A 12,723-nucleotide genomic window follows, 5' to 3' on the forward strand; every position below is an offset into this window, starting at 1 on the left:
GTTTTATAAATAAAAAAAACTCCCTTTCGGAAGTTTTTGAATATTGTTTTTTGATTTTTTAGTTCGTGTTACCACCTCTGGCAATTAATAATTTTATAGTCTCAGGATTTTTTCCTATCTCTGCCAATTCAAGAGGTGTTTGGTTTTGGCATTTCTTATTCACATTTACCTTATTGTCTAACAGAAAAGCTATAAGAGTGTTTTTCCCAGATAATGCACTGAAACCAAGTGGAGAAAATGATTCGTTTCCTACCATGAAACACTTATTATAATCCCCTGGGGTAAACTGCTTTTTAAATGTTGCAATATCATCAGAATGAATGGATTTCATTTTGTCCTGAGTCATTTTCTGAGCTGACAGCATATTGGCAGATGCTAAAATTCCAAAAAGAAAAATTGTAGAGATTATTTTTTTCATAAGAATTATTTTTAAGAATGTACAAATCTAATTAATTTTTATTATCATTTGCCAAGTTTTAGTAATAAATGGATTTGTATTTTTGAATTTATATAAATTATTGATTGACAAATGACAAAATATGTTGACTTTTTGAAAAAAGCCTTTAGCGGAGAAGAAACCGATTTTACAAAGGTTAATATTAGAAGTGCTGTTCTTCTCTTGGCGATTCCTATGATGCTGGAAATGGCTATGGAATCAGTATTTGCACTGGTTGATCTGTACTTTGTAGGACATTTGAAAGAGAGCGGATACGCTATTCAGACGGTTGGGCTTACAGAATCTGTTCTTTCCATCATGTACTCTATTGCCATTGGGATGAGTATGGCCGCAACAGCCCTGGTAGCGAGAAGAATTGGCGAGAAAAATCCGGAACAGGCCTCCAGAAGTGCGGCGCAGGTTCTGTTGGTTTCATTTGCCATAACTTTTATTTTAAGTTTATTCGGGGTGATCTACGCAGAGGAAATTTTGGTTCTTATGGGATCTAAGCCGGAAGCTGCTGCCTACGGAAAAGACTTTACAAGGATTATGATGGGAAGCAGTACAATTATAATGCTTTTATTTCTTATCAATGGTATTTTTAGAGGAGCAGGAAATGCGATGATTGCAATGAAGAGTTTATGGATTGCCAATATCGCCAATATTATCCTTTGTCCTATCCTGATAAAAGGGATGGGACCTATTCCCGCGTTGGGACTTACAGGGGCTGCGTTGGCAACAACAATAGGCAGAAGTATAGGGGTAATTTACCAGCTGTATCATCTTTTAGTAGCAGATACCCAGATTCGTATTAAGCTTGAGTACTTTAAGCCCAAATATGATCTTATTGGATCGATTGTAAAAATTGCAACTCCCGGAATTTTTCAGTTTGTGATTGCATCATGCAGCTGGATTTTCCTTGCGGAGTTGGTTGCTACTACAGGCGGTGAAAATGCTTCAGCAGGCTATCAGACTGCATTAAGGCTTATGATGTTCTTTATGCTTCCTGCATGGGGACTAAGCAATGCAGCTTCTACTTTGGTAGGGCAGAATATGGGGGCCAATGAAATGCTTCGGGCAGAGCAGTCTGTGATGAAGACCGTTAAGTATAATGTGGTTTTCATGTTGGCGGTAAGCCTGATATTTATTCTTTTGGGTGATATTTTAGTTAGTTTTTTCACTCAGGAGGCAGAGATAAAAGATTTTGCTAAGAATGCTCTTCATATTATGAGTGTTGGTTTTATTTTTTACGGAGTGGGAATGGTAATGATTAATGCATTCAACGGAGCGGGAGATACCTGGACGCCAACGTGGGTCAATCTTTTTGGATTCTGGTTGTTTCAGATTCCCTTGGCTTTTTTTCTTGCAAAATATATGGGAATGGGGCCAAAAGGAGTTTTTATCTCAATTCCTGCAGCAGAGACCCTGATTACCATCGTTGCTTTTATTTTATTTAAAAGAGGAAAATGGAAAACAGTAAAGGTTTAGAGAATTGGAGATTTACAGAAAGAGAATGTTGAAAAGAAAATGAGGAGCAAAATTTTATTTAATTTATAAAACTTTAACAGCTTAATCCGTTGTGTTTTAATAGGATGTTTCCTAAATTCGTAGTAACAACAAATATTTATTACTATGGGAAAAGGAGACAAGAAATCGAGAAGAGGTAAGATCAATTCCGGAAGTTATGGAAAAAGAAGACCTAAAAAGGCTTCAAAATCTTTTGTAGCAACAGAAGAGAAGCCTAAAAAGTAAAAACAATAAAAAAGACCAAAGAGATATTCTTCGGTCTTTTTTTATTAAAAATTAAATTAACTATTTTCCAAAAATATTTCCCAGGATACCTCCTAGTCCGCCTCCTTGCTGTTGCTGATTTCCACCTCCGCCAAGTACACTTCCTAATATATCATTTAAAGGGTTACCTGATGATTGAGATTGTCCGCCACCCAAAACACTTCCAAGAATGTCATTTAAAGGATTTGACTGCTGAGTCTGAGCCTGGTTAGAAGCATTTCCAAGGATTCCTCCCAAAAGATCTCCTAAACCTCCTGCTCCAACATTGCTTTGCTGTTTTTGCTGACCAATGTATCCCATTACTACAGGAGCTAACATGGCAAGGATAGGTCCTATTTTATCTATTGAAATTCCAGTATTTTGTGATAGCTGGTTTTCTACAGTACTTTTTTGCCCGCCAAAAATATGGTCAAGGATAGAGCCGCCTTCCGCTTGTCTTGCCTCAATTTGTGAAGGATCATTTAAGATACTTCCATTATGATCTTTATCAAGAGCACTATTCAAAGCCTCAGCTTCTTTTGCATCTTGTGACTTATTTCTAAGATAAGAAATGATAAGAGGGGTAGCAACGGCTAATAGAGCAATTACTTGATTTCTATTGATTCCGAATTTGTTTTCAGCCTGTTCAGCAACCTGGTTGCTAGTGTTCCCTGTAAGTAGGTCTATTAAGCTCATTGTTTGTGTTTAACGTGTTAACTGTACCAAAGTTATCAAAAAATATGCCTTCCAAAATATTTTGGATTCATAATTATTGTTAAAGTTTTCGGATCTGCTCCTCTGTGTAACCTTTGCTTTTTAAGACCTTTATATATTCCAGTGCGCTGAAGGTCATCCAATGGATAGGTTCAGGAGCAGTTTTCTTATCAATCGTAAATTCAAGGATGCCTGCATTGTTGTTCATCCAAGGAAGTAAGTAATAGTTCATACCACCCTTATACTTTTTAAATTCATGAGCCTGCTTTCCTTTTTCTGTAAAGAGGGCAATATTATAGCAAAGTACATATCCTAGAGGGATAAGCAGACAAATCCATGATACTTTTTTGAATGAAGCATATCTTGCTGAAGACAATCCATATCCGATGGAAAGAGCAAAAATAATATTAAAAGGGATAAAGAATACATAATTGTCGGAAACAATATAAAATGTAGAAAAACCATATACCAAGACAGCTGCCACAAAGAATACATAAAACATTTTCTTGTTTAAGCGATATAGCAAAGCAATTCCTGCGATCCCGAAAAATATAAAAATATTGAAGTTATAAACCAGGTAGGTAAAAGATAAAAGGAGATCTTTTATTAATTGTACCGTTGTCTGCTTCAATGAATCCTGAACCCATGTTCCCTGATCTGAAGAGTAAGGAGACTTGAAAGGCAAGCCTTGTGCAATATTCAGAATAAACAAGGATGAAAACAATATAATAAAAAGAGCAAGCGATGAATACACATGCCTTTTTTCTTCTTTGAAATAAAATAAAAAAAGAAGCAAAGCAGGAATTAACAAAATGTTCTGGATATGTACCCAAAGACTGATTCCCAGAAACAAACTGCTCAGTATAATATGAATGTTTTTCTTTTCAATAAAAACTTTGGCCATCGAAAAGAAAAAAAGACTTACCCATAAAGAGTTGTAGGTATATACTTCTACAATTTCAGCATTTCTCCAGAAAGAAAAACTGAAACCAAATACAAAAGCTGCTGTAATGGCGGCCCATTCGGTCCTTGCAATACTTTTTACAGTAAGGTAAATAACAGAAACGGTCGCCGCACCTGAAGTAACAACAAGAAACCGACTGGCTTCAATGGCGCTAAGGTCTATCAGGTTTTTAATTAAAATAGCAGTGTTAGTATATAAAAAATGACTGGTAGCCGTAGCTGTGGTTTCAAATTCACCCTTTTCTACGGAAAGAACAAATCCTACACAATCAGCAAAGGGAATTTTGGTAAAACTCCCGATATAATAAATTACTAAAAAAACAAAAAATAAAACGATAGCAGATAGAGATCTCTTCATTCTTAGTTCTTTACAATTGGAACATTGGAGCAGGCTTCCCCAAACATCAGAGATTTTACTAAAGGTTTTAGCTGTTCTACCAGCTCTATATAAGCGTTTTCAGGAATTTCTTTATCTGAACAGCCTTTTACCAATACTCTTTTCCCCCTCATATCTTCAAAATCATAAGTCTGGATGGCTTTGTGCATCAGCAGAACTTCAAGATCTTCACGGTTTCCGAATACAATCTTTTTGGTAACATCAGTAATCTTTGCTGTTAATACAAAATAGGCCCAAAGCGGAATGATGGTGTCCACAGAATTATAGATATACACATAACAGTCACTATATTCCTCTACATTAATTGCTTCCACCTTTTCACGGAAATCTTTCTCCTTCAGGATCATTTCCTGAAAAAGAAAATCTTTAAGGTCTATACCTTTTCTTGTGCCCTTTGGAAGTAGAGTGGCAAGGTCAAAATTCACAAGGCCGCTTTCAGCAACTTTATTTCGGATTTCAAATTCTTCTGACATTTTTATCATTATCTTTGAACAAATTTACGAATTAAGATCAATATACATTTTAATTTGTTCTCTATCCTTACCATAGAGACCACCCATGATCCAACAATGAAAGTTTTGGGATGTTTCTGATGGTCATTAAAACAAACAACAAAGATTTCGGAGGAAATGAAATATTACATTATTGCAGGAGAAGCTTCTGGTGATTTGCATGGAAGTAATTTAATGAAAGCCTTAAAACACAAGGATCCAAATGCAGAATTTAGATTTTGGGGTGGAGACCTTATGGCAGCTCAGGGCGGAACGTTGGTGAAGCATTACCGTGATCTTGCTTTTATGGGATTTTTGGAAGTGGTTATGAATTTAAGAACCATTTTGAATAATATCAAATTTTGTAAAGAGGATATTATTCAAAACAAACCCGATGTTTTGATCCTGGTAGACTATCCTGGTTTTAATTTAAGGATTGCCAGATTTGCCAAAGAGCTTGGAATTAAAGTGATTTATTATATTTCTCCACAGCTTTGGGCCTGGAAGGAAGGGAGAGTGGAAATCATCAAAAAATATGTGGATGAAATGATGGTGATTCTTCCGTTTGAAGAAGATTTTTATAGAAAACATGGCGTTCATTCCCACTTTGTAGGTCATCCTTTACTGGATGCTATTTCTGATTTAAAGGAAATTAGTATTGAGAAGTTTAAAGAAGAAAACGGACTGAACGAAAAAGAAATCATTGCACTTTTACCGGGCTCCAGAAAACAGGAAGTTGAAAAAATGCTTGAAATAATGCTTTCTGTAAGACCGCATTTTAAAAATTATCAGTTTGTGATTGCCGGTGCGCCAAGTCTTCCGAAAGAATTTTACCAAAAATATGTGGATGATAGTGTTCACTTTGTTTCCAATAAAACATACGATTTGTTGAGGTGCTCAAAAGCTGCTTTGGTCACTTCCGGAACTGCTACTTTAGAAACTGCCTTACTGAATATTCCTGAGGTTGTTTGCTACCGTGGAAGTAAAATTTCCTATGCTATTGCCAAAAGATTGGTGAAAAATATCAATTACATTTCTCTGGTTAATCTGATTATGGATAGAGAAGTTGTAAAAGAATTGATTCAGAATGATTTAAATACCAAAAACCTTGTAGAGGAACTTAATAAAATCATAGAAGGAGCAAAAAGAGAACAGGTTTTGAATGACTATAGCCTTTTGAGAGAAAAGCTAGGAGGGAAAGGAGCCAGTGATCATGCTGCTGAGGTGATTTTGAGCGTTTAAAATATCTTTTTTGTGAGAACTTAAATTACTTTGTTAAAAATGAATTGTTTTAAAAATCTTTTGTTATTCATTGTTTGTACGTTTTTTTTCTCAAATAGTTTTGCACAGCAGAACAACTCAAGAGATCAAGTTCAGATCTTTTATTACGGCTGGTACGGAAACCAGTCAACGGATGGAAGTTTGCAGCATTGGAACCATGAAATAATCCCTCACTGGAGTAACCCTAAATGGAATAATCTGGGACATTACAAAGGAGGAGATGATATAGGGGCCAATTTTTATCCTGCCCTAGGTAACTACAGTTCCAGCGATGTGAATATCATTAAAAAGCATATGAAGATGATGAAGGAAGCTGGAGTGGGAGTCGTTATTCTAAGCTGGCTAGGTAAAGATTCTTTTACAGATAAAAGCGTAAAGAATTATCTGGATATTGCAGATCGTTTCAATTTAAAAGTAGCTTTTCATATAGAGCCATTTTATAAAAATATCACAGAACTTCGGGATCAGCTTTCTTATCTTGTGAAAAGCTATTCTAAGCACCCTGCTTTTTACAAAAAAGATGGAAAACCTTTGTACTATGTATATGACAGCTATAAAATTGCTCCGGAAGAATGGTCAAGACTTCTGTCTAAAGATGGAGATAAAACTGTTCGAAATACAGAACTGGATGCTCTTTACATAGGATTGTGGGTAGAGAAAAATGATTCTGCTTTTTTTGATAAAGCCAGTTTTGATGGCTTCTACACCTACTTTGCCAGCGAAGGATTTGTTTTTGGCAGTACTACTTCTAATTGGAATTTTCTTTCCACTTATGCAAAAGAGCATAAGCTTATTTTTATACCTTGTGTAGGACCTGGATATTCCGATACAAGAATAAGACCCTGGAATGAAGACAATTTTAAAAGCAGGGACAATGGTAAGTACTACGAAACGATGTTTGATGCCGCTATAAAAGTAAATCCTGAGTTTATTGGGATTACTTCATTTAATGAGTGGCATGAAGGAACACAAATAGAACCTGCAATTCCTAAAAAGGCAGGAAATTTCACCTATGAAGATTATGGTAGTGATCCATGGTTTTACATTAAACAAACTAAGCAATTGACCAATGAATTTTTGAAAACTAAATAGATTTGAATTTTTTATTGTAAACCTTGTTTTTTAAAGCAAAAAAATAAGCGTTCTATTGCTCTGTTTAATCAGAGTCAATACGTTTGTTTAGCAATTATAGAGCTTATATTCAATTGATTAATTTCCTATTTTGGATTTCTAATTAATTGAATTTGAATAGACAACCTCTCCTTATTTTAGTCATCTGCTTTATTCTTGGAATTTTTTTTCAGGACAAGATCTTATTGGAAAAAAACGCAGTGTATGGAGTAGGTGCTATTGTCCTCAGTATCTTAATGTCAATGTTTTTTCAGGCTTATTTTTTACATAAAGCCAGAACGGTTTTACTAGGTCTATTATTCTTTGGAATAGGCATTATACTTCATTTTTCTAATACTTTTTCCATACGTGTGGAAGTACCTGTAAAAAAGAAAGAAACCGTTATTTTTAAAATTTCCAATAAATTAAATTCTACTGAGAAATATAGAAAATATGAGGGTGAAGTACAGGCTGGATCCAGGAACTTTAACTCTATCCTTTATCTTCCAAAAGGTATTAAGGAACTGGACTTTACCCATTATTATACCTCAGAAGCCTATATCACAAAACCAAATTCTCCACCACATGATTTTCAGTTCGATTACGCTCGTTATCTGAAAAGAAAAAATATTGAATATCAGATCTATTTTTCAAAGGAAATACTTTCTGTAAAACGAAATGATATGAGCTTTACAGATTATATAAAACAGCATAGGTTTGATGTTCTGAAAAAAATTGATAAAACAAAAATGTCAGCAAAAACCAGAGACTTTTTAAAAGGAATCATCTTGGCTGACAGAACGGAAATGGAAGCAGATATGGTGCTGGATTTCAACAGATCAGGACTAGTGCATTTTCTTACTATTTCCGGAACTCATATCGTTGTTATTTTCGGAATTTTTTATTTTTTGATAGTTCGTTTTACACCTTTACAGTTCCGAAAATATGCTGTTATTCTAAGCTTAGGATTCATCTGGCTATTTGCCATCTTCATTGGCTTTGGAAATTCTGTGTTGAGGTCCTGCATCATGCTGAGTGTCTATTTTATCTTTGTACTGCTTCAGAGAAAGCCAGACTTACTTCACTCGTTGGCATTATCCGCATTTGTTATTCTTATTTTGGATACCCAGCAGATTTTTGACGTTGGGTTTCAACTTAGCTTTGCTGCCGTGCTGGGGATATTTTGGCTCAATCAGCCCCTGCTAAAATATTTTCCAAGGCAAGATCATTATTTGAAGAAATTGATTTTTAATACGGTCACAATCTCTATTTCTGCACAGCTGGCCACCCTTCCTTTGGTTTTGTATTATTTTCATCAGTTTTCTCTTGTTTCCATTCTTGCTAATTTTATCATAGTTCCTTTTTCCGAAGTAATTATTGTTTTTTCATTCCTTATGACGACGCTTATCGCCTTCGGAATTAATTTTATATTTATTGATAAAGTGTACGACCTTGTTATTCAGATTTTATTGAGATGCATCCACTGGTTTGCGGAGGTTGATTTTCTGTTTTTTAAAAATATTCCGATGAATCTGATCGAAGTATGGGCTGCATTAGTGATAGTATATTTGCTAAGACCAACGATTTTAAAATTTAATTTTAAAAATAGCATGAAATTGACAATGGCTTGTTTGCTCCTTTTCATGGTAAGGATGGGATTTGATATTTTTGAAAATCAAAAAGAAGAAATACTGATGCATACCTTTAAAAAAAGTAAAGTTTTTTCCCTGAAAAAAGGAAGTAGGGTCTGTTTTTGGATTCCTGATAGGGCAGAGCAGGAAAAGGTTTCACGGTTTATTATTGCTCCTTATTGTTCCTCACGAAGAATAGATGATTTTAAAATAAAAGTAATTCCTCCATCAGCTCAAAAAATAGTTTTCAGAGAGCACATCTACGAAATAAAATAAGATTTTCTCTTTTTTTTATTTTCCTTTATTTTACAATATGTCGCGATCTTATTTAGAAAGATTACAAACTGCCTAATTGTGAGATTTCTCACTTTTCGATATTGTTAACATTTCTTAATTTTGTGGGAAATTCAAATTTAAACTTATATGGCAGGTTTAACGAGTTCTACGATAGGTAGAAAATACGCTATGGCATTATCAGCTATGTTTTTGCTGATTTTTCTTATACTGCATTTGACAACCAATTTGTTATCAGTCCTGAACAGGGATGCTTTCAATACAGCATCTGACTTTATGGGCTATAATCCTTTTGTGCAGTTCTTAATGCAGCCTATTCTTGGTTTTGCAGTAATTTTCCATTTTGCGATGGGATTTGTACTGGAGATTAAGAATAATAAAGCACGTCCGGTAAAGTATGCATCCAACAATGCTTCTGTGAATTCTTCATGGATGTCTAGAAATATGATTATTTCTGGAGCTGTTGTATTGGCTTTCTTGGCGCTTCACTTATATGATTTCTGGCTACACGAAATCACTTACAAGTATGTTGATGGAACGGCTCCTGATGCTGAACGTTTCTGGCCGGAACTTCATGAGAAGTTTGCTGATCTTTGGAGAGTGGCTTTATATGTGATCTCTTTTGTATTATTGGGATTACACCTGGCTCACGGATTCCAGTCTTCTTTCCAGTCAATTGGAGCAAGACATCCAAAGTATACGCCGGTAATTAAGGCTTTTGGGAAGTGGTATTCAATCCTTATTCCTGCAGGATTCATCATCGTTGCAGTTTTTCATTTTGTAACTCAATAATATCAATATACTAGTATGAGTAAGTTAGATTCAAGAATTCCAGCGGGTCCTCTAAAGGATAAATGGAAAAATCATAAAGACCATATGAACCTTGTTGCACCAAACAACAGAGATAAGATTGATATTATTGTTGTTGGTACAGGTTTAGCAGGTGGTTCTGCTGCTGCAACTTTAGCAGAGCAGGGATATAATGTAAAAGCATTTTGCTACCAAGATTCTCCAAGAAGAGCGCACTCTATTGCGGCTCAAGGAGGTATTAACGCAGCTAAAAATTATCAGGGAGACGGTGACTCTACTTACAGATTGTTCTACGATACCATCAAAGGTGGTGACTATAGAGCAAGAGAGGCAAACGTTTACAGATTAGCTGAAGTTTCTGCAAATATTATTGACCAGTGTGTTTCCCAAGGGGTTCCTTTTGGTAGAGATTACGGCGGTCAGTTAGATAACCGTTCATTTGGTGGGGTTCAGGTAAAAAGGACTTTCTATGCTAAAGGACAAACAGGTCAGCAGTTATTATTAGGTGCATATTCTTCAATGAGCCGTCAGATCGGTAAAGGTAGAATTAAAATGTACAACCGTCACGAAATGATGGAATTGGTAATTGTAGATGGAAAAGCAAGAGGAATCATTGCAAGAAACCTGGTGACAGGTGAAATCGAAAGACATTCTGCTCACGCTGTTGTTATTGCTTCTGGAGGTTATGGAAACGTATATTTCCTTTCTACAAACGCAATGGGTTCAAACGTTTCTGCGGCTTGGAAAATCCACAAAAAAGGAGCGTATTTCGCAAACCCTTGTTATGTACAGATTCACCCGACTTGTATTCCAGTTCACGGAACACAGCAGTCTAAACTGACTTTGATGTCTGAATCATTAAGAAACTCAGGAAGAATTTGGGTTCCTAAGAAAATTGAAGATTCAGTTGCGATCAGAGAAGGTAAATTAAGACCTGAAAATATTAAAGAAGAAGATAGAGATTATTATTTAGAGAGAAGATATCCTGCATTCGGAAACTTGGTGCCTAGAGACGTTGCGTCTAGAGCGGGTAAAGAAAGATGTGATGCTGGGTTCGGAATCGAAAATAATGAAACGAAAGAAGGTGTTTACTTAGATTTCTCTACAGAAATCATTAAGAAAGGTAAAGAAGCCGCTATCGAAAAACATATTCACAATCCTACAGATCAGCAGATCTATGATTTAGGAAAAGCTTGGATCGAGGAGAAATACGGTAACTTATTCGTAATGTACGAAAAGATTACTGCTGATGATCCTTATAAAACTCCAATGAAGATCTATCCTGCAGTTCACTATACAATGGGTGGTGTATGGGTTGATTATAACCTTCAGTCTACAATCCCGGGATGTTTCGTAATTGGTGAAGCTAATTTCTCTGATCACGGAGCAAACAGACTGGGTGCTTCTGCTTTGATGCAAGGTTTGGCAGACGGATATTTCGTACTTCCTTACACGATTGCAGATTACCTTTCAGCAGACATCAGAACAGGTGCAATTCCTACAAACTCTGCAGATTTTGATAAAGCTGAAAAAGAAATTAAAGATAAAGTTGATTTCTTCTTAAATAATAAAGGAACTTATTCAGTAGATCATTTCCACAAAAAATTAGGACACATCATGTGGAATAAGGTAGGAATGGGAAGAACTCCTGAAGGTTTGAAAGAAGCTATTGCTGAAATTGCTCAAGTGAAAAAAGAATTCTGGGCAGACGTGAAAGTTCCTGGTGATGCCGATGGAATGAACACTGAGCTTGAAAAAGCATTCAGAGTGGCAGATTTTATTGAGCTTGGACAATTGATGGCTATCGATGCTTTACACAGAAACGAATCTTGTGGTGGACACTTCAGAGAAGATCATGCTACTTCAGAAGGTGAGGCAGAAAGAGATGATGTTAACTTTAAATATGTTGGAGCTTGGGAATATCAAACAGATGATATCACAACAGAAGTTCTGCATAAAGAAGACTTGATCTACGAAAACATTGAAGTTAAAGCAAGAAGTTACAAATAATCTCCAACCTATAAAAAAATAATTATGAGTGCAAAAAAAGGCCTTCATCTTACCCTAAAAATTTGGAGACAAAAAAATAGCAAAACTAAAGGTCAGTTCGAGACCTACAAAATATCAGATGTTTCTACAGACTCTTCTTTCTTAGAAATGTTAGATATTTTGAATGAAAATATCATTAACGAAGGAAAGGAACCTATCGCTTTCGATCACGACTGTCGTGAAGGAATCTGCGGAATGTGTTCTCTTTACATCAACGGTAGAGCACACGGTCCGGATACAGGGATTACAACTTGTCAGCTTCACATGAGAATGTTCAAAGACGGTGAAACTATCGTTATTGAACCTTGGAGAAGTGCTGCTTTCCCAGTTATTAAAGACTTAATGGTAGACAGAAGCGCATTTGACAGAGTAATGGCTGCAGGAGGTTTCATTTCTGTAAACACCTCTGGTAATACGCTGGATGCTAACGCAATTCCTGTTCCTAAAGAAGATGCAGACAAAGCAATGGATGCTGCGGCTTGTATCGGATGTGGAGCTTGTGTAGCTACTTGTAAAAACGGATCTGCAATGTTATTCGTAGGAGCTAAAGTTTCTCAGTACGCTTTATTACCTCAGGGTAGAGTAGAAGCGAAGAGAAGAGTTCTGAACATGGTGAAAGCTATGGACGAAGAAGGATTCGGTAACTGTTCAAATACCGGTGCTTGTGAAGTTGAATGCCCTAAAGGTATTTCTCTTGAAAACATCGCAAGAATGAACAGAGAATACATGTCTGCTCTTGTAGATCAAGGATAGAATTGATTCAAAATAGATAAAAAA

12 protein-coding genes are annotated in these 12,723 nt (G+C 35.8%); 8 read left to right on the forward strand and 4 right to left on the reverse strand.

The genetic code is table 11. The features are described 5' to 3' along the window. Positions 1-58: 58 nt before the first annotated feature. Positions 59-418 carry an ankyrin repeat domain-containing protein gene (locus C7D53_RS00565; RefSeq protein WP_106914491.1) on the reverse strand — a complete coding sequence of 120 codons (360 nt, stop codon included), beginning with the start codon at positions 416-418 and terminating at the stop codon, positions 59-61. 111 nt (positions 419-529) lie between these two features. On the opposite strand from C7D53_RS00565, the gene C7D53_RS00570 reads away from it, so the two are divergent. Both C7D53_RS00570 and C7D53_RS00575 read left to right on the forward strand, forming a co-directional pair. Next, positions 530-1,924, forward strand: coding sequence for an MATE family efflux transporter (locus C7D53_RS00570; RefSeq protein WP_106914492.1), 1,395 nt, complete (start codon positions 530-532; stop codon positions 1,922-1,924). A gap of 144 nt (positions 1,925-2,068) precedes the next feature. Next, complete coding sequence (locus C7D53_RS00575; RefSeq protein WP_106914493.1) at positions 2,069-2,188, forward strand: 30S ribosomal protein THX; 120 nt, start codon at positions 2,069-2,071, stop codon at positions 2,186-2,188. Positions 2,189-2,248: 60 nt separating this feature from the next. Here C7D53_RS00575 and C7D53_RS00580 read toward each other — a convergent pair whose 3' ends face one another. The 3 genes from C7D53_RS00580 to C7D53_RS00590 form a co-directional block, all read right to left on the reverse strand. Continuing rightward, positions 2,249-2,902, reverse strand: coding sequence for a DUF937 domain-containing protein (locus C7D53_RS00580; RefSeq protein WP_106914494.1), 654 nt, complete (start codon positions 2,900-2,902; stop codon positions 2,249-2,251). A gap of 79 nt (positions 2,903-2,981) precedes the next feature. Continuing rightward, a complete protein-coding gene (locus C7D53_RS00585; protein ID WP_106914495.1) occupies positions 2,982-4,241 on the reverse strand; it encodes a protein O-mannosyl-transferase family in 1,260 nt (419 codons plus the stop codon). A gap of 2 nt (positions 4,242-4,243) precedes the next feature. Further along, a complete protein-coding gene (locus C7D53_RS00590; protein WP_106914496.1) occupies positions 4,244-4,753 on the reverse strand; it encodes a DUF2480 family protein in 510 nt (169 codons plus the stop codon). Positions 4,754-4,909: 156 nt separating this feature from the next. Between C7D53_RS00590 and lpxB the strand changes: the two genes are divergently transcribed. The 6 genes from lpxB (at position 4,910) to C7D53_RS00620 (ending at position 12,699) form a co-directional block, all read left to right on the forward strand. Beyond that, on the forward strand, positions 4,910-6,013 hold the full coding sequence (gene lpxB, locus C7D53_RS00595) for a lipid-A-disaccharide synthase (RefSeq protein WP_106914497.1): 1,104 nt from the start codon (positions 4,910-4,912) through the stop codon (positions 6,011-6,013). A gap of 39 nt (positions 6,014-6,052) precedes the next feature. Then, the gene (locus tag C7D53_RS00600) at positions 6,053-7,144 is read left to right on the forward strand and encodes a glycoside hydrolase family 99 protein (protein ID WP_106914498.1); all 1,092 of its coding nucleotides are present in this window, start codon (positions 6,053-6,055) and stop codon (positions 7,142-7,144) included. Positions 7,145-7,296: 152 nt separating this feature from the next. After that, a complete protein-coding gene (locus C7D53_RS00605) occupies positions 7,297-9,069 on the forward strand; it encodes a ComEC/Rec2 family competence protein (RefSeq protein WP_228422131.1) in 1,773 nt (590 codons plus the stop codon). Between the two features lie 147 nt (positions 9,070-9,216). Continuing rightward, on the forward strand, positions 9,217-9,879 hold the full coding sequence (locus C7D53_RS00610) for a succinate dehydrogenase cytochrome b subunit (protein ID WP_076355016.1): 663 nt from the start codon (positions 9,217-9,219) through the stop codon (positions 9,877-9,879). Positions 9,880-9,894: 15 nt separating this feature from the next. Then, entirely contained in the window at positions 9,895-11,907 is a 2,013-nt protein-coding gene (locus tag C7D53_RS00615; RefSeq protein WP_106914500.1) for a fumarate reductase/succinate dehydrogenase flavoprotein subunit, read from the forward strand. Between the two features lie 24 nt (positions 11,908-11,931). Further along, a complete protein-coding gene (locus C7D53_RS00620; protein WP_106914501.1) occupies positions 11,932-12,699 on the forward strand; it encodes a succinate dehydrogenase/fumarate reductase iron-sulfur subunit in 768 nt (255 codons plus the stop codon). Positions 12,700-12,723: the final 24 nt, after the last annotated feature.

This window comes from Chryseobacterium aurantiacum, assembly GCF_003020585.1.
Lineage (GTDB): Bacteria > Bacteroidota > Bacteroidia > Flavobacteriales > Weeksellaceae > Chryseobacterium > Chryseobacterium aurantiacum.